Origin of the sequence: Gilliamella sp. B2887 (assembly GCF_026537015.1) — a bacterium.
Classification (GTDB): Bacteria; Pseudomonadota; Gammaproteobacteria; order Enterobacterales; family Orbaceae; genus Gilliamella.
This window is the reverse complement of sequence record NZ_JAFNMX010000006.1, coordinates 88419-110543: the sequence shown is the minus strand read 5'-3', so window position 1 is coordinate 110543 and position 22125 is coordinate 88419. Positions and strand designations below refer to the sequence as shown.

Annotated in this window: 18 protein-coding genes, 2 tRNA genes and 1 pseudogene; 12 read left to right on the top strand and 9 right to left on the bottom strand. The window is 33.4% G+C overall.

Features of this window, described 5'->3' with window-relative positions; all coding sequences use genetic code 11:
* Positions 1-32: 32 nt before the first annotated feature.
* Positions 33-1331 (bottom strand): glutamate-1-semialdehyde 2,1-aminomutase, encoded by a 1299-nt coding sequence (gene hemL, locus J3U13_RS06640; protein ID WP_267340973.1) that lies wholly within the window; start codon positions 1329-1331, stop codon positions 33-35.
* 154 nt (positions 1332-1485) lie between these two features.
* Between hemL and erpA the strand changes: the two genes are divergently transcribed.
* From erpA to J3U13_RS06625, 3 genes are all read left to right on the top strand, one after another.
* A complete protein-coding gene (gene erpA, locus J3U13_RS06635) occupies positions 1486-1824 on the top strand; it encodes an iron-sulfur cluster insertion protein ErpA (protein WP_267340971.1) in 339 nt (112 codons plus the stop codon).
* Positions 1825-2203: 379 nt separating this feature from the next.
* Positions 2204-2291, top strand: a tRNA-Leu gene (locus tag J3U13_RS06630).
* 17 nt (positions 2292-2308) lie between these two features.
* Positions 2309-2384, top strand: a tRNA-Gly gene (locus tag J3U13_RS06625).
* Positions 2385-2749: 365 nt separating this feature from the next.
* On the opposite strand, the gene J3U13_RS06620 is transcribed toward J3U13_RS06625, so the two are convergent.
* A complete protein-coding gene (locus J3U13_RS06620) occupies positions 2750-3301 on the bottom strand; it encodes an HPP family protein (RefSeq protein WP_267340970.1) in 552 nt (183 codons plus the stop codon).
* A 176-nt stretch (positions 3302-3477) separates the two neighbouring features.
* On the opposite strand from J3U13_RS06620, the gene J3U13_RS06615 reads away from it, so the two are divergent.
* The 3 genes from J3U13_RS06615 to J3U13_RS06605 all read left to right on the top strand — a co-directional run bounded on the left by J3U13_RS06615 (position 3478) and on the right by J3U13_RS06605 (position 9917).
* On the top strand, positions 3478-4050 hold the full coding sequence (locus tag J3U13_RS06615; RefSeq protein ID WP_267340969.1) for a TetR/AcrR family transcriptional regulator: 573 nt from the start codon (positions 3478-3480) through the stop codon (positions 4048-4050).
* A gap of 1482 nt (positions 4051-5532) precedes the next feature.
* Positions 5533-7767 (top strand): AAA family ATPase, encoded by a 2235-nt coding sequence (locus J3U13_RS06610; protein ID WP_267340968.1) that lies wholly within the window; start codon positions 5533-5535, stop codon positions 7765-7767.
* A gap of 17 nt (positions 7768-7784) precedes the next feature.
* The gene (locus J3U13_RS06605) at positions 7785-9917 is read left to right on the top strand and encodes an ATP-dependent helicase (RefSeq protein ID WP_267340967.1); all 2133 of its coding nucleotides are present in this window, start codon (positions 7785-7787) and stop codon (positions 9915-9917) included.
* Between the two features lie 272 nt (positions 9918-10189).
* Here J3U13_RS06605 and J3U13_RS06600 read toward each other — a convergent pair whose 3' ends face one another.
* The 4 genes from J3U13_RS06600 to J3U13_RS06585 form a co-directional block, all read right to left on the bottom strand.
* Positions 10190-10921 (bottom strand): DUF2931 family protein, encoded by a 732-nt coding sequence (locus tag J3U13_RS06600; RefSeq protein WP_267340965.1) that lies wholly within the window; start codon positions 10919-10921, stop codon positions 10190-10192.
* Between the two features lie 125 nt (positions 10922-11046).
* Positions 11047-11778, bottom strand: a complete 732-nt coding sequence (locus tag J3U13_RS06595; RefSeq protein ID WP_267340963.1) for a DUF2931 family protein — start codon at positions 11776-11778, stop codon at positions 11047-11049.
* A gap of 16 nt (positions 11779-11794) precedes the next feature.
* On the bottom strand, positions 11795-13405 hold the full coding sequence (locus J3U13_RS06590) for a T6SS phospholipase effector Tle1-like catalytic domain-containing protein (RefSeq protein WP_267340962.1): 1611 nt from the start codon (positions 13403-13405) through the stop codon (positions 11795-11797).
* A gap of 10 nt (positions 13406-13415) precedes the next feature.
* Entirely contained in the window at positions 13416-13649 is a 234-nt protein-coding gene (locus J3U13_RS06585) for a hypothetical protein (protein ID WP_267340961.1), read from the bottom strand.
* A 1117-nt stretch (positions 13650-14766) separates the two neighbouring features.
* Here J3U13_RS06585 and J3U13_RS06580 point away from each other — a divergent pair.
* The gene (locus J3U13_RS06580) at positions 14767-15429 is read left to right on the top strand and encodes a DUF421 domain-containing protein (RefSeq protein ID WP_267340959.1); all 663 of its coding nucleotides are present in this window, start codon (positions 14767-14769) and stop codon (positions 15427-15429) included.
* A 55-nt stretch (positions 15430-15484) separates the two neighbouring features.
* Here J3U13_RS06580 and J3U13_RS06575 read toward each other — a convergent pair whose 3' ends face one another.
* Complete coding sequence (locus tag J3U13_RS06575; RefSeq protein ID WP_267340958.1) at positions 15485-15757, bottom strand: DksA/TraR family C4-type zinc finger protein; 273 nt, start codon at positions 15755-15757, stop codon at positions 15485-15487.
* Between the two features lie 168 nt (positions 15758-15925).
* Between J3U13_RS06575 and msrA the strand changes: the two genes are divergently transcribed.
* From msrA to msrB, 3 genes and pseudogenes are all read left to right on the top strand, one after another.
* Positions 15926-16459, top strand: coding sequence for a peptide-methionine (S)-S-oxide reductase MsrA (gene msrA / locus J3U13_RS06570; protein ID WP_267340957.1), 534 nt, complete (start codon positions 15926-15928; stop codon positions 16457-16459).
* A gap of 15 nt (positions 16460-16474) precedes the next feature.
* On the top strand, positions 16475-17002 hold the full coding sequence (locus J3U13_RS06565; protein WP_267340956.1) for a cytochrome b: 528 nt from the start codon (positions 16475-16477) through the stop codon (positions 17000-17002).
* 44 nt (positions 17003-17046) lie between these two features.
* A pseudogene (msrB, locus tag J3U13_RS06560) lies at positions 17047-17487 on the top strand (peptide-methionine (R)-S-oxide reductase MsrB); the annotation flags it as partial.
* A gap of 219 nt (positions 17488-17706) precedes the next feature.
* On the opposite strand, the gene lptG reads toward msrB, so the two are convergent.
* Positions 17707-18771: an LPS export ABC transporter permease LptG gene (lptG, locus tag J3U13_RS06555; RefSeq protein WP_267340953.1), complete on the bottom strand. Its 1065-nt coding sequence runs from the start codon at positions 18769-18771 to the stop codon at positions 17707-17709.
* An 11-nt stretch (positions 18772-18782) separates the two neighbouring features.
* A complete protein-coding gene (gene lptF, locus J3U13_RS06550) occupies positions 18783-19883 on the bottom strand; it encodes an LPS export ABC transporter permease LptF (protein ID WP_267340951.1) in 1101 nt (366 codons plus the stop codon).
* A gap of 137 nt (positions 19884-20020) precedes the next feature.
* Between lptF and J3U13_RS06545 the strand changes: the two genes are divergently transcribed.
* Positions 20021-21502 (top strand): leucyl aminopeptidase, encoded by a 1482-nt coding sequence (locus tag J3U13_RS06545; protein ID WP_267340949.1) that lies wholly within the window; start codon positions 20021-20023, stop codon positions 21500-21502.
* A gap of 17 nt (positions 21503-21519) precedes the next feature.
* Entirely contained in the window at positions 21520-21975 is a 456-nt protein-coding gene (locus tag J3U13_RS06540; protein ID WP_267340947.1) for a DNA polymerase III subunit chi, read from the top strand.
* Positions 21976-22125 lie beyond the last annotated feature (150 nt).

Below are 22125 nucleotides of genomic sequence, written 5' to 3'. Positions count from 1 at the left end.
TGCCTTTTGTTTAAAAATAGAGAATTTATAAACTAAAAGTTTAAGTTACTAAAAAAACGATTTGCTGCATCAATTGTGTGATTGATCTCCCTGTCGGTATGTTTAATCGACATGAAGCCTGCTTCAAATGCAGATGGCGCAAGATAAACACCTTCAGCGAGCATATAATGATAGAATTTTTTGAATAATTCAATATTACACTGCATAACATCCTGATAGCTGCTTACTTCATCAGCGGTTGTGAAAAATAGTCCAAACATGGCACCTGCGTGATTGACTACTAAGGGGACATTATGTGTTTTGGCTGCTTTTTTTAGACCATTAACTAATACTGCTGTTTTATCCATTAATTCTTGATAGATACCTACTTCCATCAGTTTAGTCAAAGTTGTATATCCCGCAGCCATGGCAACTGGATTGCCGGATAATGTGCCTGCTTGATAAATAGGTCCAGTTGGAGCCAATTGTTGCATAATGTCAGCTCGTCCACCAAACGCACCGACAGGCATGCCACCGCCAATAATTTTTCCTAAACATGTTAAATCCGGCACTACATCATAATAATCTTGAGCTCCGCCCAAAGCGACTCTAAATCCAGTCATCACTTCATCGATAATTAAGAGTGCTCCATATTCATCACATAATGTCCGTAATCCATGCAGAAACTCTTTTCTCGCAGGAACACAATTCATATTTCCTGCTACAGGCTCAACAATAATCGCAGCAATGTCGTTAGGATATTGCTCAAATTGTTGTTTAACGGATGCCAAATTATTATAATCACACACTAAAGTATGTTTTACAAAATCATTAGGGACGCCCGGTGAAGTAGGATGACCAAAGGTGAGGGCACCAGACCCTGCTTTAACTAATAAGTAATCCGCATGCCCATGATAACAACCTTCAAATTTAATAATTTTATCTCGTCCAGTAAATCCACGAGCAACACGTATCGCACTCATGGTTGCTTCTGTGCCTGAATTTACCATACGTAGCATTTCAATTGAAGGCATTAACTGTGTAACAAGATTAGCTACTTTGGTTTCTATTTCTGTTGGCGCACCATAACTTAATCCATTGTGAATGGCATCAATAACTGCACTAGCTACATCGGGATCGTTATGCCCTAAGATCATTGGCCCCCAAGAACCAACATAATCAATATATGCTTTTCCATCAACATCATAAATATAAGCGCCATTTGCGCGTTCAATAAATAATGGTGTACCACCTACACCATTAAAAGCCCGCACAGGAGAGTTTACACCACCAGGCATTACAGATAATGCTTGATGATACAACTTTTCTGACTTAAATTTATTTAGCTTCATTGAGGTAACCTCTGTAAAAAAATTTGTTGTATTTATTCATAAAATCAAAATAAATTCAAGTTAGCGATTAAAAATTTATTTAATAGAAGTTTTCGTTTTGTATTTTCAATCAGCAACGGTATATAATATCGCTATCAAATATTGGGAGAAAAAAATGAGTAATGCTTTTCCGATTAACTTTACGGATGCTGCCGCTAATAAAGTTAAATTATTAGTCACAGAAGAAGAAAATCCAAACCTAAAATTACGAGTTTACATAACTGGTGGTGGTTGTAGTGGTTTTCAATATGGTTTCACTTTTGATGAAAATGTAAATGAAGATGATCTTGCTATCGAAAAAAATGGTGTATCACTTGTTGTAGATCCAATGAGTTTACAGTATCTAGTTGGAGGCACTATTGATTATGTTGAAGGCTTACAGGGTTCACGTTTTGTAGTAGATAATCCTAATGCAACATCCACATGTGGTTGTGGTTCATCTTTTAGTGTTTAATTAAACTACCGTTTTTTTATCATCCATTCGTAGTAGCAAAATCGTCGTATTGTTAACTAGCGTTTTGCTAATGCCACTATTCAGAACATAAATTTATGTACAATAAACCTAAATATTTTTATGTTCTGATCTTCAAGCGTGAAAAATTTGACGTTAAAAACTATATTCTAATTTAGCTCAAGAAAATTTATGCCTATTTGAATTTTACCGATTATGGATCTAAAAAACATCGTTAATAGTAAAAAAGGTTAATAAACTCGCAAATGTGATAAACATTGAGCAATCGAACAATTATTTTCATTTTTTAGTTGACGATATTTCTCAAATGAGTAAAATGCACAGCATCCAAAACGCAATTACATTTAGTAATTAGTTTTGAGCCCGGGTGGTGAAATCGGTAGACACAAGGGATTTAAAATCCCTCGGCCTTTTTGGCCGTGCGAGTTCAAGTCTCGCCCCGGGCACCATTTAAAACACTTCTCATGCGGGAATAGCTCAGTTGGTAGAGCGCAACCTTGCCAAGGTTGAGGTCGCGAGTTCGAACCTCGTTTCCCGCTCCAATTCTAATTATTAATTTACTAACATCGTATAATGCCAGTAGATACTAAGTAATCAAAGCGTTACGTACTTATCTTTATAAACCAAACTATTGATGAGAATTTAAAATACCGGCTTATACTTACACTTTTAAGTATCTTACTTTGCAATTTGAACATTGATACATTCATTTCTGATTCAGTTTGATGCTATCTTGTTTTGAGTAGGTGGACCTTTTTATGCTTTCAATTTTATATTCCTTTTGTTTTTTATTTTATTTCTTATCAAGATAATATGAGTATGAATCGATTAATTAATTAATTTAACTCTTTGTTGTACTGAAATTAATTCTCAAACGGTTGAAATGGTTAGAAATAAAATGGGTGGATTATTCCTTTTTTGATTTTATCTTCCTTTTACTTATACTTAGCTGATATCCAAACCAGTAACAAGGCCAGCGAGTACCAATACCAATATTATTGATCACTAATGCAATAATAACTAACAATACTGATCCAATAAGTACAGGTGTAAGTAAAAATGAATAATTAGTCGTTCCTGACATTATAATAAGGAGTGGATTAGCTCCAGCAGGTGCGTGAACAACACGCAGTAGTTGCATTAATGCAATTGAAGCACCAACAGCGAATGCGATAGGGAGCATTCCATCACCAAATAGATTCATTGTTAATAATCCTATTAATGTAGAAATTAAATGCCCTCCAATAATATTTCTAGGTTGAGCTAATGGAGATTTAGGGACAGCGAATAACAAAACACACGTCGCTCCTAATGGCGCCATAATTGAAACAACACCATATAAACGGGTAATTAAAAGTAACACGATAATCCCCAAAAATCCACCTGCAAAACCTCTCAGTATTGTTTTTACATCGGGTCTAGATTGTAAAACTTCCCCACCAACGATTTTTTTAAACATGCCTGCTCCTTATATTTATATAAAAAAAGATAAATAACTACACTATGTAAACTGTATCGTTTACATAGTGTAGTTATTTAGTCAGAAATGATCAAATGTTATTCTTAAAATATTCTATAATCATAATCGTGATATAATTGAGGTCGTTTTCGAACCAATTTGAAATGAGTAGAGTAATGAAACTTAAACCTGAGATTGTAGATAATATATTGGATTCTGCTGAATTATTATTTAATGAACAAGGCTATCGTGCTATAAGTTTAGATTTAGTGGCAAACCGTGCAGGTGTCTCTAAAAGAACACTTTATAAATATTTTAGTGATAAAAATGGGTTAGTATGTAAAGTGCTATTGAGAAGAGATGCTTTCTTTAGAGAGTCTCTTACCAATGTGGTGGCTGTCTTTTCGGATAAAATTGACAAGATAAATGCCATTATTTCATGGTATATTCGATGGTTTCATAGTGATAATTTTCATGGTTGCATGTTTGTTCGTGCTCAAGCTGAATATCAAAATAAAAATGAAGAAATTTGTACAATTGCACGAGAACATAAATATTGGATTCAAACTACGATTCAAGAATGTTTAGGCAAAACACAATCATGCGAAGAAGTTTCTCATTTTATCATGTTGGCATTAGAGGGGATGATTTCTTACACTTCCTTATTTGGTACAGAAAATCACAATTTTGCACATGATAAAAAATACATTTTCGACTTGATCAACAATATTGATGCTATAAATACTTAAACTATTCTAATTAATCAACAGTCTTGCCAATTAATAAAAATAAGTCATCATGCTTTCGAATATCTCCATTAAAAATAAAGAAATTTATAGATATCTTCCTTGATATCCTATTTTCTTGTTAACAGATAATGGTAGCAAAAATAAAGGTTGATTTTATTTAAGATGACGGGATAAACAAGGCATGATTCGCTGACTTGTTAAGCATAACCTGAGGTAGTTTGATTCAACAAGACTATCATCCATTATTACATAATAAAATGTGCCACATTTAGACCGGTCTTCTTTAATTCTGAGGTAGGTTTTCGTCTCTATTCAGTTAGACAGACAATCCACATAAGTTATCGCTCTAGCGGGGGGATACTGTCATAATCCTATTACAGTAAGAGTAAATAGAAATTAAAAAAATATCTTCAACGACGTAAAATTCGCTTCGACATTGACTTTCCTATTATTTGTGCGTCAACAATAACCGTCTTTTGGAAGGAGATTATCTTTAACCAACTTTCCCTTTTTTATTAATAGTATCATAACATTATGAAACGCATTGTGCTTCTTCAAATCAACGTGCTTTATTAATTAAAAATAATCATCTGCGTTAATATGTGGTTAATCGTTCCTAATAAAAAAGTGATTAATTACTCATCTGTAAGTTAAAAACCTAGTTACAAACGACTACTTTAAATTGATATAGGCAGCAAGGCAAAGTTAATCCTTATTTTAAGAATGATGTTGACTAATACCAACCTATTCATCGACAGTAGGAATGCACTACTGTGCAATCCTTCTTAAACCATTGATCCTAAAGTTCAACGTTCACCGCATAGTCTCGGGTATAATTTTGATCAAGAAGCTATAGCATATTATCAAAATCAAAGTTTTACAAACCAGAAAGTTTTGGCACAGGTTTCTAGGGATTTGAGCATGGTATTCTATCTTATGTCATCTATAGCACTCAATGAATTGCAAGTAAGGCATTATTACTACACATCATGATACTGTTGGGGAATATGTGTAGGATAGTTCAGTAAGCTCAACGGGGATATTTAAGGCAACTAGATTGGACGAGCAAGAAAAAAGAGTAGGTCGAATATTATTTTTTTTTTCCAATTATTTTTGTTGCAAAATATGAGCAAATAAAGAATTCTGCCTCGAGCAAAAATTCGTTTCGACTCTACTGACCGAACAGCAGATATTTGAAGCGTTTTAAAAAAATAATAGAATGTGAAGATAAATAATCAATTTCAAATTAGAAAATTTTCTGATATTATTTAATAAGATAACACTCTTAAATAGGAAGGAAGAGTTTTAATAATGAATGAACCAATGATTACATGGTCTAGCTGCAAAATATCTGTTCATTTAAAAGAATCTCTATCTACCTTTTGTTAACTAATTTTTTACGTAATTAAAACAAAAATATTTCATGTGAAGATAGATTGGATTCCCATACTGATTTTATAAGTGTATATAAGGAGATAAATAATGTATTTAGAGAGCTTTACGATAAAAAATTATCGAAAGTTTGGCGAAGAGGATAATACAGTATATTTTGTCAATCCCAGTCAGATCGCTCATTCATCCAATCATCAAGATGAAGATAGAAAATCAGAACCTTTAATTTCTCCATCAAGTACATTAATTATTGGTAAAAACAATGCTGGAAAATCAACAATTACTAATGCGTTAGCTTTCATTACTGAAGAAAGAAACAAATCTCTTAAATCGTCTGATTTCAATATCTATTATTTAAAAAAATTACTTAATAGGTATCTAGAAATTTATAAAGCAGATAAACCATTCGAAAACCTTCCTACTCCTGAGTTAGAGTTCATACTTAGGGTAAAAATCGACTTTAATGGATGTCAAGATCTTATTACAAACCTTTCCCAATTTATCACATTAAGTCATAATGGAATAGCAGAAGCAATTGAAATAAAAGTTATATATGAATTAAAAGATACCCAACTTTTTCATGATCATATTAAAAAAATAATTAAAGAAACCGAAACTGAAGAAGATCAAATTAATACTAATTCAAAAAATAATATACTGTTAGAAAAACTATGTGAGCTGCTTGATGATAAATCGGTTATTGAATATAAAGTTACATACAAAAATAAAAATGATACTGATATTAATTCTTTTTCATTGCATAACCTATTTTCAATTAGATATATCAGAGCGAATCGTCATCTAAATGAAAATGTACTTACAAGTGTTTTTCAACGAATTGTCTCTTCTCAATTCGACGATGAGAGATATAAAGATTTATTTAAGAATGATATTAAAACCATCAATGATACCATTACAGAAAGAGTTCAAGACAAAAATGAATCTGTTTCTACAATTTTACAGAAGATCGAACATGAAAATCACGTTGGCATGCAATTAAGAGGAAATGTTACACAAAAAAGTATTCTAAAAAATTTAATTAAATATAGCTTTACTGATGGTGATGATTTCATACCCGAAGATCAATTTGGTTTAGGTTATATAAACTTACTTAATATCATCGGTGAAATAATTCATTATATTGATACTTATGAAGAAAATTGCCATCAAAGTCGAATAAATTTATTATTTATTGAAGAACCAGAAGTATTCATGCATCCGCAAATGCAAGAGTTTTTTATTTCTCGAATTGATAATGCCGTTCAAAAAGCTTTAGAATTAGCTTATAAGGAGTCAGAAAATAAGAAAACACTTCAATGTCAAATCATAGTAACAACGCACTCCTCTCATATTGTAAATAGTAAAATTCATGGTTCAAATTCTTTCAATAATATTAATTATTTAACAATTAAAAATCAATATTCAGTTTCGATACCTTTAGATGACACGAATATTTTTGAAGAAGATAGCCCAACGAGAGAGAATGATATTTTATTCTTAAAAAAACATATTAAATACAAAGTATCTGAATTGTTCTTTTCAGATGCGGTTATCCTTGTGGAAGGAGTAACAGAAGAAACATTGTTATATTATTATTTAGAACAAAATAAGATATTAAATAATTACTATATCTCAATATTTAGAATCGATGGTGCTCATAGTAAAGTCTATTTGCCTTTAATTCGAAAATTAAATATTCCTTGCCTAATCATTACTGATTTAGATATCAAAAGATATAGCTGCGAGAAAAATAAAAAACACAAAGAAAAAGATCAACAATGCCCTATTTGTTTTAACCAAGATTCTGATCAAATAAATTATGCACAAATAACGTCTCTAGAAAATAGACATACCACTAATCCAACATTAATTTATTTATTAAAAAATTTAATTAACTCAGATACATCAGATACATCTGATACATCTGATAAAACCATTTGCCTCAACAAGTTAAAAGATTATTTCGAAGAAGGTTTGCTCTATGCTGTCTATCAAAAAGATCCCATCGAGGGGCAATTTGCAACAAGTTTAGAAGAAGCCATCATATTAACTCATTACCAAAATGCTCTTTTGCATAAAGTAATATCTAATATTAGACCAAATATTTATAAAGACATTACTGAAGACGGAAAAAAAATGGAAAACTTAATACAGAATTCATTTAGATTACAGCGAAGTCTTAGCAATAATGATGGTAAATCTGAATTTGCGAGTCAGTTACTTTATGAACTCATTACCTCTGATAACAGTTTAAAACGCGAATTACCTAAATATATTAAAGATGGTTTTATATGGTTGGAAAATAAATTAAGCAATAAGGTATAAGGTATAAGGTATAAGTTATGACATTAGAGCAAAATCTTAAACAAGAGCGTGAAATACAAGATAAAATTTTTGATTCAATTAACAAGTTTAAATGTTTTCGATTCAATGCCGGCGCAGGTGCAGGAAAGACTTATGCCCTTATCGAATCTATAAAATATATTCTAAATACAAAACAATTAGAACTGAGAAAAAATAATCAAAAAATCATATGTATAACGTATACCAATGTAGCCGTTAATGAGATTAAAGAACGTCTTGGCAATACACAATTTGTTTTAGTTTCAACTATTCATGAAATGTTATGGGAACAGATAAAATTATATCAAAAGAGCAAATTAATCGACTTACATAAGGAAAAGCTAGAAATTGAATTAACTAATATTCAAAAAAAAATAGAAGAATATAAAAAGGATAAAAATCTATCAGCCATTTTTAATGACAACTTAGAGTTATTTTTATCCCTAATTCAAGAAACAAAACATTGCTTTTATGTAAATAGAGATTATTCTGCAGATAAATTTAAGCAATGTTATACAAGCTATCAATCTAAACACGCTTATCTCTCCTCAGCTTTAAACAATGTAAGTAACTTTAAAAAACTTGTAGAGCTTTTTTATAAAAAAGAGCGTTACACAAATGCGTTAGATAGAATTAATGATCCTCTAGAACGAAAAAAGATTACAATCCTTTATGACAGTAAATTTAATTCAGATCAATTAGCCTCTATGAGGTTTAGTCATGATACATTATTGGAATATAGCCTGTCGTTGATTAATAAACATCCAATGCTTAGAAGAATTCTTGTGGATAAATACCCCTATATTTTTATTGATGAATATCAAGATTCTCACGAGAATGTGATAAAGTTAGTTCAAATATTGCACTATTATGTGCTCAAAAACATGAAAAGGTGGCTAGTTGGTTACTTTGGAGACACAAAACAAAATATCTATGATGATGGCGTCGGTAGTAATATTCAGAAAATTCATTTAGGAATTGAAAATATTGATAAGATATTTAATCGACGATCCAATATTCAAGTAATTGATATTATTAATAAAATTAGAAATGACAGTATCCAACAAAAACCGATAGATCCCAGCCGTAACAAGGGGGACATCCAGTTTTTCTATTTAAAGAAAACGGATGAAGAAAATAAAACTAGTAAAATACGAGAATTCATAGACCAATATCATAGAACAATTCCGCAAGATGAAAAAATTGACTGTTTGATTCCTCTAAATCGTTCATTAGCCAGTCTTGGAGGATTTGAAAATGTTTATAAATCAATTAGTGATTCTAAAATTATTTACTATAAAGATATTAATTCTCAACTTCTGTCACATCAACTAGAAAAACTTCATCCTGCTGTGCTTATTTTTTATCATTTAGTAATGTTTTATAAAAAGTTAAATGATGAGAATACAACATATTATGATCTGTTTGGAAAGACTAATAATGATATTACATTTGATAATGCTAAAACAGTAATTAATTTATTTTCTGGTATGAAAGTGAATACTTTGGAAGAGTTACTAAAAAATATATCGGAAATTATTCAAAGTCATCACGTTGATGATACTAATTTGGCAATTAAATATTGTCTCAATAACATTTTTTCAAAACTTTATTCCGAAATCAAAAAATATAATTCATTTTATACATATATCAGAGATATGATTTATAAAACAATGTTTGAAGAATCTAACGAAGTTGAAGAGCTAAAACACGAAAATGACAAAAAAATTCAGACAATTCTCAACGTTGAATTAACTGAATGGTTAAAATGGGTTTCATTTATTAATGAAGATAGAGATACTAACACGAAGGTCATTTATCATACCTATCATGGAACTAAAGGATCCGAATATGATAATGTAGCTATTATTATGGAACATAATTTCGGCAGTACTGGTCCTGGAAAAGATAAGTTTAAAAATTATTTTTCACATATTCAATCTACTCCAGAGGAACAAAATAAAAAATTGGGGAATATCAACTATAAAGGACAAATAGAAAATACTCAGAATCTAATTTACGTGGCTTGTTCTCGTGCGAAGAAGAATCTACATATTTTATACCTGGATGATATATGTGATATTAGTGAAGGTATTAAAATGGTATTTGGTGATATAAATCAATTTAATTAATATAAAAATAATCATTGACTGCCATTGGCACATTTGAGTTTTGAACTGAAAAAAAAGCAAGCAACTGACATATACTACTCAATAACAAACAAACGACTTAGGTTAAATAGATTGTACTTTTTAGCGTATTGTAGAGATTCCATATTATCAAGTGCATTATGATTTCTTACGTATACGCTATATATGATTTTTTTAATTAAAACCTTCAAACTCACTTACCTAATTGTATAAGATGACCCTGAGAAATCATTATGTTCATATGCAAGAATAGCCTAAAAATTGGGTGGATTTTTCAGTTTCAGGTATTGTCCCATGGTGACGTTATTGTACTTTTCTTGCCATGCTTTAGGCATGCCGTGTTTTTTTAACCAGGCTTTAGCTTTGGGAGTGATGTCAGTTATTTTTCCGTTCGGGTAAGGATTGGGACACACATCAGATCCTTGCGGTATCCGTTCGGTGATCCCTTTACCAAACTCTATTGACGGTGCGTCAGGGTGAGCAACGCCTATGAGCCAACCGGTCACACTGCCACCCGGGGCAAAACCAATAATAACCGTGTTATTATAACCAATCTTATTTTTATTGTAGGCTTCAGAATAGTAGTGATGTGGCGTTACCATTTCTTGCCGTGCCCACAATGGCACCACTAATTTAGTGCGATAAAAAGTTTGATCGGCAAAAGAGGACCAGCAAATATAAAATTCTTCCGGTAAATCAGAATACACAGGCAGGTCATTGATACCAAAACGTGTGTTCCATTTACCCGGATCCCGACTGTAATTACCACCCGGAGCGATATTAATAATTTTATATTTATTGGATTGGGTTTTTACCATGGTTGAAAAAACCTCTGATTGAAAATAGAGTGGATAACGACCACCAATACGCCATTCAGCGTAAGGTTTTTTGGGTAAATTGGGGTCAACTCGGTTAGTGTTACGTGAGGTATGGCAACCGGTGATAAGCATTACCAAACTGACGACGGTAATAATGCGTTTCAACATAAGCAGTCCTTCTATGTTAATGATCGGGGTGAATGAGCCGTTGCCAATCGCTTTAGTTGGCAACGAGTTTATGCCCAATTGATCAGCAAATCAGCCATTGTTTTCCCTGACTGGTTGCTCATAGCCTAAAAATTGGGTGGATTTTTCAGTTTCAGGTATTGTCCCATGGTGACGTTATTGTACTTTTCTTGCCACGCTTTAGGCATGCCGTGTTTTTTTAACCAGGCTTTAGCTTCGGGAGTGATTTCAGTTATTTTTCCGTTCGGGTAAGGATTGGGACACACATCAGATCCTTGCGGTATCCGTTCGGTGATCCCTTTACCAAACTCTATTGACGGTGCATCAGGGTGAGCAACGCCTATGAGCCAACCGGTCACACTGCCACCCGGGGCAAAACCAATAATAACCGTGTCATTATAACCAATCTCATTTTGATCGTAGGCTTCAGAATAGTAGTGATGTGGCGTTACCATTTCTTGCCGTGCCCACAATGGCACCACTAATTTAGTGCGATAAAAGGTTTGATCGGCAAAAGAGGACCAGCAAATATAAAATTCTTCCGGTAAATCAGAATACACAGGCAGGTCATTGATACCAAAACGTGTGTTCCATTTACCCGGATCCCGACTGTAATTACCCCCAGCAGCGATATTAATAATTTTATATTTATTGGATTGGGTTTTTACCATGGTTGAAAAAACTGTTGATTGAAAATAGAGTGGATAACGACCACCAATACGCCATTCATCGTAAGGTTTTTTGGGTAAATTGGGGTCAACTCGGTTAGTGTTACGTGAGGTATGGCAACCGGTGATAAGCATTACCAAACTGACGACGGTAATAATGTGTTTCAACATAAGCAGTCCTTCTATGTTAATGTTCGGGGTGAATGAGCCGTTGCCAATCACCCTGTTGGTTAAGGTGCGGTTGGTGCACTTGCAGTAAACGTGTTTTGACGAACTCTTTTTCACTTTTTGCCGGCCAGCTAATTTTCACTATTTGACCAGTATTTTTTTCAATCAGTTCTTTTTCCGCCGGTTTACTGTAAAAAAAGCGTTCGTATTCGGCCGAGCAGTGGGTATAGTGATTTAACACTAAATGCTTTTCAGCATCGGTTAATGGGTAAGTTTGATAACGGTCGGCGGCGTTAATAATTTTCGTTGCCACACTTTGCAGTTCGTTTGGTATAGCATAACCATCTAAAAAGGGCATAAATTTACAATTTTGTTTGACCGCTTCGTTATACATTACCCTTAAAGCGATGCGATCAAGACCAAATTTAATTTGCCGTTTGACACGAATCGCCCCATAAGCATTGGTATAGTTACTGTTATCGTATTTCACGGCGGTGGTCCATTGGTAAAAGTTTTCTTCGTTCAAGCCATAAAATAGATAGTGTAAATCAGGATGTTGCTGAATTTTCACCAAGGCTTTTTGCAGTTTTTGCTGAATATGAGTTGGTTGCCCTAAATGAAGGTCAGTATGTTGATACACATCGGTAATATAAAGGTTTTCTTCAATATCGTTATTGGGGTAACCACCACCAATATCCGAATGGGCACCGGGCATGCTGATTTTTTTAAAATCATCAGGCACATCGTTCATCGAGAAATTATGCCGATATTCGTGTGCCGCTTGAATGTGTAAACCGGCATCGGTCGAATCGGGGTGAATATGGATATCAATATCAAAAGTGTTGGCATCACCCGCATCAAATAAATTTTCAGGACGGGCAATCCCAGCTACGGTATCAAAAATCCCTAAAAAATGGACTCGACCATTCGCTGTCCCTTGCCAATGGTTGCTTTTTTTCCCGTCTAAGGCTTGATTTAACATTTGGGTTAACGGGTTATTGTGACCTTGTTTATTGCCATCGTTGAGTGTATCGGCAACAAAGTTAGTAAAATAACGGGCGGTGGCTGCCCCCCGGCTAAAACCAAATACGTCGTAGCGAATTTGCTGAATCCGTATTTTCTGGGCTTTTCTTAAAAAAATCTTTAATTGTTTTTCAATTTCGGTGATTGCCCGATTAATTTTGCCCTTGATCCCAGTCGAGCCTAATCCCGTACCAAAACCAATATTGCTATCACTTTTACCGGTTTGGCTACCGACACCTTCAATATAGATTTTTAGTTGATAATGTACCGTACCATTTTTATCTTTTGATAATAATGAAAAATCCTTATCCTCATCAGTATCATACATTTGATATAATTTGTAGACATTCGAATGGTCATTGGTGTAACTGGTGCTGAATACAGGAAAAGCGATTTCAGGTGTTTCGCCTCGGGCAAGCGCCTGTTGATATTCTTCACGCATGCTAATGTTAAATGAGTTATTGGCGGTACCGTCAAAAAATATTCCAATGGTCAATATGACTTCAACTGGTCGTTTAATGATTAGTTGATGTACAGCAACTTCCCCATTAGGACCAATTTTTTTTGTCCTGGCGGTGGTGAATGGGCCTGGTTGGTTATTGTCCATAAAAATTTCCTTATACCAGTTGGGTTAATTGTAGATAAATTGAGTTAGGTGAATTTGCATAAAAGACTTTGGTTTGGCCGTTTTTATCGGTTACACCCTGCTGCTTGTGACTATCGGGTCGTACGGTAATATGGGGCGCTAAACCATTCGTTAAAAAATTTATCCGATGAGGGGATCCTTTATTCATATTATTCCAGATAGGTTTCATGCTTGCTAATAATACTTTATCGTTATCAATACTCATTTAACTTTATTTTGACAAAATATGATGGCTTGTTTTATGTATAAACGTGAGTCATACCTGAGTTGAATTCACGTTAATAAATAATCTAAAAAAGAATATAACATACCCTGTTTCGCATATTTTGCAATCTTTTTTTTTAAAATTCTTTAATTCTGAATTAGGAGTATAACTTACTGATATCATTAATAAATCAATAAAATTCTCTTGTGATTTGTTGCCTGAGCATGATCAAAAAAGGAGAAACCGAATTGAAATTTTACCGATTGTTTTTGAACATTTTGCACGTAACGTTGATTCAGTTTTAAAAACTGAATCATCATTTTTACTGAAACATACCCTTTTCCTCAAACTTTTTGACAAAATAACGGACGGCAAAGTGATAAAAAATGGGTTTTACCGACCAATAAGATAAGCCAATAAATGAAATTTTAGTGTGATCGATCGATTGTTTGAAAATTGAGTTTTATAAGTGAATGATCATTTAATTTGTAAAAAATATTTAGGAGTGTATACCATCTCAATTTTGTTCTTACCTTCAATCATCAAAGACGAAGCGGTTAACAAAAGGTCTGGTAAAGTGTTGTATGCATCGGCATCTTTCTTATTATCAGTCAGTTTGTTATTTGTTGATTATCTCGGAAAATGGCTTTTAAATGAGCATAATAATAAGTTTTAAATGTTTAATAGAAGAAACATAAAAAAAACATCTTTCTTTTTTATCATTTTATTAATAGTTGCTAAATGATGTTAGCAGTAAGATTGAAGGGCAAAAATCGATATTGATCAAATCATTTTGATTGATAAGAAAATAACTTTCGCTTGATATGCGTAAATAATGGATTTTATGGACTTAATTTTATCAGTAATCGGATTAATAAAATAAAAAAATTTTATTAATCAGACAGTTTTTTTAATTTTCAATTAACATTTTTTTAAAATGCATTTTAGAGTAAACTATTGTGGTTTTAATTACACTTCAAGTTATTTTTAAAATTGATTTCAACTCAATAAAATTTAGTTAGTTCGTGATACTCATTTTTTAACTGTCATTTATCTGCTTATTTCATTTTACAAAACTTTTGGTTGTTTTAATCGGATAGATTCTTGGAGGTTGGACATGTATTTACTCGAAATGGCCCCAAAATTTTTAGTCGCTCTTATCATTTTACTTATTTATGTTAAGTTATCGGGCAAAAGCCAAATAGCCCCTATGTCGCAATTGGATCAAGTTGGTAGTATGGTGATTGGTGCATTAGTGGGTGGGGCACTTCTTAATTCTAATGTTTCTGCATGGCAATCCGCGGGGTTAGTTGCTATTTGGGCTGGGCTGCTCATATTGGTTCGATTCATCAAATCCAAAAACTCACGATTACGAGATGCCATAGACGGTGAGCCGATTCAACTCGTTAAAAATGGTGACTTAATTACTGACAATTTTGCTAAGGCGAATTTGCCTGTCAGAGATTTTGAAACGCTGATCAATATTCAAGGTATATGTGCTTTTAGCCAGTTAAAGCAAGTATGGTATGAATTGAATGGTTCATTAACAATTATCAAAAAAGGGGATAAAGATATCGCTGTGCTAATTATAGAAAATGGTGCGATTAGTGAGGATAATCTTGAACAGTTACATAAAAGCGAGACATGGGTTAAGCATGAAATCAAAAAGCAGGGATATGATAATATCGAGGATATTTTTTGTGCGGAATGGTTTGATAATAAACTGCTGGTTTATCCTTATGATGATGTTCGTAAAAATAATAAAACTCGAAAGTCATAAATCATTATTCAGTAAAATGCAATGAGAGGGAACGGAAATTTCCCTCAAATTAAGATTATCGAAGTTGGCTATCTTTGCTGCCACGGCGGTTATACAGACTAGCCGTTTTAGCTAATTGCTTGTCAATCTCTTGTTGGCAAGACAGACAAAATTGTACACCTGGTAATGCTTCTCGTCTTGCTTGCACAATCGGCTCGCCACACTCACTACAAAAATAAGCACTAATTGTGCCATGTTTTAATTGCCGTCTTGCAATTTCGATGGCATCTGCAATAGTACCTTCGATTTGTTGATTAACAGCATCGTCTGATGCCCACCCACTTGCCATAAAATAGACCCCCTAAAACTGTTACGATACAGTGAAAATATGGTGTTTTTTTAATCTATTTCAAGTAATATGAGTAATAAATAATAAAAAATGCATGATCCAACGTGTTGAAACAGAATAAATAAAAGTGAATAAATTTGCCAAAAATAATTTAATCAGGAGGTTATTATGCAACAATTCGAACAAGCAACATTTGCCGGTGGCTGTTTTTGGTGTATGGTAAAACCCTTTGATCAGTACGAAGGAGTAATAAACGTAATATCAGGCTATACAGGCGGACATGTTGAAAATCCAACCTATCAACAAGTTTGTTCGGGCAAAACAGGTCACACCGAGGCTGTACAGATAACATTTGACCCTAAAGTTATCAGTTATAAAAAATTGCTTGATATTTTTTGGCAGCAAATCGATCCTACTGATGCTCAAGGGCAATTTGCTGATCGGGGCGATTCTTATCGACCTGCCATATTTTATCACAACGAATTTCAACATAAACAAGCCTTAGCATCAAAACAAGCGCTGCAAGACAGTGGACGATTTAGCAAAAAGATAGAAGTGGCAATTGAACCTGCGGTAACTTTTTATCCTGCAGAAGATTATCACCAAAATTATTACACAAAAGAACCTATGCACTATAATCAGTATTATCAACGATCAGGGCGAAGCCAGTTTATTGCTCAACATTGGCCCAAAAATAAATAAAAGGATACATACTTTATGGAAAACTACCCAGAATATAATAGCAAACTAAAATGGATCCACTGGTTAACTTTTATACTCGTGTTTTTGGAATTCATCTTGTTAATATTCAAAGTGACGATGTCACAATATTTGGGCGGGATGTTTATGGTTTATCTCTTTCATAAATCCTTTGGAGTGGTGATATTTATGTTAACCATCTTGCGCTTCATTGTTATCAAGGAAGATGGGGTACCCGAAGTTTTACCAAAAAAACAAAAATTACAGCGTATTTTGTCCAAATCAACACAAGGATTTATCTATATTTTATTGATAATGATACCTTTATCAGGCTACTTAATGAGCAGCCGATCGCTCAATTTTTTTGGGATTATCTCAATTCCAGCTATTGATATGTCAAATGCAATGTATCAATTGTTTCATATTTTGCATAAAGTGAGTTCATATCTATTAATTGTTTTACTTATTTTACATATTGTAAGTGCTTTATATCATTACTTTTGGATTAAAGATAAAGTTCTTCAATCCATGCTAAAAGTAAATTAGTTATTGTTGAAAAATTCTTAATTAAATAGGTAAGGTGATTTATGAATAATACATTAAAAGAAAAAGCGATATCACAATTAACACCAATGCAATACTATGTTACTCAACAAAATGGAACCGAACCGCCCCATGATAATGAATTCAATGATAATCATCGGGAAGGGTTGTATGTGGATGTTGTATCGGGCGAACCTTTATTTACTTCTTTTGATAAATTCGATTCTGGATGTGGTTGGCCAAGTTTTTCTAAATCGATAAATAACAAAAATATTATTGAAAAACATGACTACAGTCACGGAATGAATCGCATTGAAGTACGTTCAGCAAAAGGTGACTCTCATCTTGGTCATGTATTTAATGATGGTCCAAAAGCTTTGGGTGGTTTGCGTTACTGTATCAACTCAGCGGCTTTACGTTTTATACCTAAGGAAGAACTCGAGTCTGCCGGTTATGGTCAATATTTAGAGCTTTTTGAAAATACTTAATGCATCCACTCAGTACTACAGATTGTTTAGGATGCATTAAATATTTGTTATCTGAATATTTGTTGATTAAATAAACGGAACATAGCTATATCATTGATATTGAGTGCTATTGTGATTATCAATTCGGCATTGTTAATCATTCAATCAAGAAAGCCCATATAAAATTTTAGATATTTAATTATCTGTTTATATAAAATACCCTAGTATTTAATGATATGCTCAATTTTTTCTTTTAAACAAAATATAGCTGATCAAAAGAAAGACTAAGCTAGTTAACATTGAGCCGATAATAGGGTAGATGCCTATTACAATGCTAGCTTGGGCAAAAAGATTATCAGCAATATAAAAGATAAAGCCACAACTTATACCAATGATCACTCTTACTCCCATCGAAACGCTACGCAAAGGCCCAAAAATAAAGGACAGTGCAAGCAACATCATAACAGCAACCGAAAGCGGTTTAATTATTTTCTTCCAAAAAAGTAAATCATAATTTTTAGTATCTTGACCTGAGCTTTTTAAATATTGTGAATATTGGTATAGCCCAGAAGCAGAAAGAGAATCGGGATCAAATGCCACAATGCTTAACTTGTCAGGGGTAATATTGGTTTTCCATTCCATGGAAAGAATGTTGCTTGTTTGAATTTTATTCTGTTGAGTTAAATCGCTTTTTTCAATTTGGGATAATATCCAAACATTATTTTTGAATACACCATTATCGGCATGAGTTATTGATAATAATTTATTATTATCTACCGAATAGATATCAATGTTGGATATTGAACTGTCGCCATTGACATGACCTATATAGATATAATCATTGCCATCTTTAGTCCATAAGCTACCTTGTTGTGCCATTAATGAACTGCCATAGAGTTTTTCTGAACGCATATTTCGTGCTGTTTGCTCACTAATAGGTGCAACCCATTCTCCAATAGCCATAGTGAGAAGTACTAGTGGTAACGCTGTCTTCATGACTGCTAGGGCAATTTTGAAACGACTGAATCCTGCCGTTTCCATAACTATCAATTCACTACGAGAAGCTAACATTCCTAATCCAATTAAAGCACCAAGCAATGCAGCCATTGGAAAAAAAACTTCTAAATCTTTCGGTACCATCAATAGAGAATAAATACCTACAGCAAAAGCATCGTAATCAACTTTTATCTTTCTTAACTGATCAATAAAACGGATAATGCCTGATAGGCTAATTAATAAAAACAGGCTAATGCCGATAGTACTGATAATGGTTTTACCAATATAGCGATCTAAAATCGAAAACATCCTTTTCTCCTTTATGATGCAATATATTTTAAACGAAGTTTACGCATAAATAAGTTATCCCAACAATTTAACATTATGGCAAGAACAAAATACCCTAGATTGATAATATAAAACCATAAGGCTGGATCTAAACGTCCCTTACCTGCATTGGCTTTAATCGAACTGGCTAATAAAAAATAGACCAAATAGAGCAATAATGCAGGAAGAATTTGTGTTAATCGCCCTTGTCTTGGATTTGATACACTAAGAGGAATCACCAAAAATGCCATGAGCGGAACAGAAATAATAAGGGTTAGCCGCCAATAAAACTCAGCTTGAGCTTTTTGTGTTTTTGTTTTGTATAAGTCAGTTAAACCAAATTGTTGAACATTGCTGATTTCATCATTATTAGAATCGAGTTCTTTAGGTTTAATAATACCCATATAATTGTGAAAGTTCGATATACGAAAATCTTTTAGTTGCGCCGTACCTTCATAGCGATTAGCATCATCAAGAGTGATAACTTGATTGCCTTCTGCATCATTTGCTGTTCTCCCCTTATTGGCGATAATGATTGAAGGTCGCTGATTGTTTTTCGGATTAATTTGAGCAATAAAGATATTTTCCAAATTATTTTTATCGACATTACCAATATAGATCACCGAATTTCCATCAGGGGTTTGCTGAAACTGGCCCGATAATAAACCAGCTAAACTCGGATTGATTTTAGCATTTTCAACTAATTGGTCTTGTTTTAAGCTTGACCAAGGTCCAAACCAAAGACAATTGATTGTGGTTAATGTGCAAGTGAGAATACAAAGAAAAAATACCACTTGGTAGTTCAAATTCTTTTTTACGCCACAGGCATGCATAGCGACCATCTCGCTATCTGAATATAAACGCCCAAAGGTCACTAAAACGCCTAAAAATAAGCTTAATGGCAAAATTAAATCTGCCATATTTGATACGCCTAATACCAGCAAAGGCATGATTAAATCACGTGGAACATTTCCTTCTATAGCACTAGATAAAATTCTAATTAACTTTTGAGAAAAGAAAATTAGCAATAATATAAATAATATTGCACCTTGTGTTTTTAATGTTTCTTTGACTAAATATCGACGAATTATCACATTTTACCTATCTTCAGTTTTTATAAATTGGACTATTATAATAGGAATTGCTTTGTTTAGTTATCTTTTTGTTGCTATAGCTCAATGAACGGATAGAATGTTACTCATCATCGTAAATTTCATAAAAGAGAAAATCTATGGAAATTATCATCAAAAATAGTAATTCAATTACAAAACCAAAATCAGCATGTTTAGTCATTGCCGTAAATTCAGATAAAAATCAGTTGGATACATTAAAAGAAGTTGATGCGGCGACTAAAGGACTAGTGAGTCAACTGATCAAATCAGGTGATATAAGTGCTGAACTCGGTAAAACTACTTTTTTATATTCCTGTTCATCTGAATTAAACCAAGAGCTTTTATTTGTTGGTTGTGGAAAGTCAAAAGAATTTGATACTTTCCAATCGAAACAAGTTATCCAATCGGTAATTAAAGAATTATTAGCAAAAAAAGTCAAAAGTGTGAATTGGGATTTGTTAACAGTTAAATCATCTTCAAATCCTGAAATTATTAGACAACTACCTAAAATTATTAATAATATGACCTATTGTTTTGATCAATTCAAATCAAAGAAATCACCGATTCCAAGTTTGGATAAAATTACGTTAATATGCAATGATAAAAAGCAAAATGAATCTTTAACAAACGGTTTATTACAAGGACAAATTATTGCTAATGCTATTAGTACCACAAAAACGATAGCCAATATGCCATCAAATATTTGCAATGCTCAATATCTAGCTGATCAGGCCAAGCAATTAGGCAAAAAGCACTCATCTTTAAAAGTTTCATGCTTAGGTGAGAAAGAGTTAGCTAAATTAAACATGAATGCGTATTTAGCTGTAGGTCGTGGTTCTGCAAATGAATCGATAATGACTGTCATTGAATATCATGGCGCTAAAGATAAAAAAGCTCAGCCTTATGTGCTTGTGGGTAAAGGATTAACATTTGATTCTGGCGGGATTTCAATTAAACCTTCTGCAGGTATGGACGAGATGAAGTATGATATGTGTGGAGCTGCGACCGTTTTTGGTGTTATGCAGGCCGTTGCTGAGCTAAAACTTCCAGTTAATGTTGTAGGGGTAATGGCAGGTTGTGAAAACATGCCTGATGGCAACAGTTATCGACCAGGTGATATTCTAACAACCATGTCTGGAACTACGGTCGAAATCATTAACACTGATGCTGAAGGGCGTTTAGTATTATGTGATGCTTTAACCTATGTTGAACGTTATAATCCAAAAACTGTTATTGATATCGCGACCTTAACCGGTGCTTGCATTGTTGCATTAGGTCACCACTATACTGGGGTTATGGGTAATAACAAAAATTTAGTTAACCAATTAGTTTTAGCATCCAATAAAGCTGGTGATAAAGCATGGGAATTACCGATTGATAATAATTTTCAAGAGCAGATTAACTCAACTTGTGCAGACATTGTCAATGCCGGAGGTCGTGATGGCGGAACGATTACTGCAGCTTGTTTCTTATCACGCTTTACCGAAAAATATCATTGGGCTCATTTAGACATCGCAGGTACCGCTTGGCAATCAGGTGCAAAAAAAGGTGCAACAGGTCGTCCGGTAGCAATGTTAATTGAATATTTATTAACGCAATAGACTGATCTTTCATTTTTATGAAAAAAGTGATTTTTTATCTTTTAGAGAACCAAAAACCGGCAAGTGAATCGGGTGTTTTGTTTCATGAAAAACTCGCTTGTGAAAAAATTGCTGAAATCTGGCAAGCTAACAAAAGAATCTTAGTTGCTTGCCAAGATCAGCAACAGGCTGAACGTATAGATGAATACCTTTGGCAACTTGATACTGATCATTTTGTACCACATAACTTAGCTGGTGAAGGATTGAAAGGGGGGTCTCCTGTCGAGATTTGTTGGCCGCAAAAACGCAGTAATGGTCATCGACATATATTGATTAATTTACAAGAACAGTTTCCTGAATTTGCTGCTGTGTATTCTGATATTGTGGATTTTGTACCAGTAAACGAAAAGTTGAAGGATTTGGCAAGAATAAGGTATAAATTTTATAAAGAAGCTGGATTCAATTTAAAAACGATACCTGTTACTTGCAAGTGATTTTATACCATTGCCTTTAAATCTAAAGGCGATGGTATAAAATTGGTTAACTTGAAAGGGTGATGGTACATGCTGGTTCGATGAGAGTAAGCTTATAAAATCGTTTTATTGGCGACATAACGTTATTCTTTATTGAAGCCAATAAAAAGA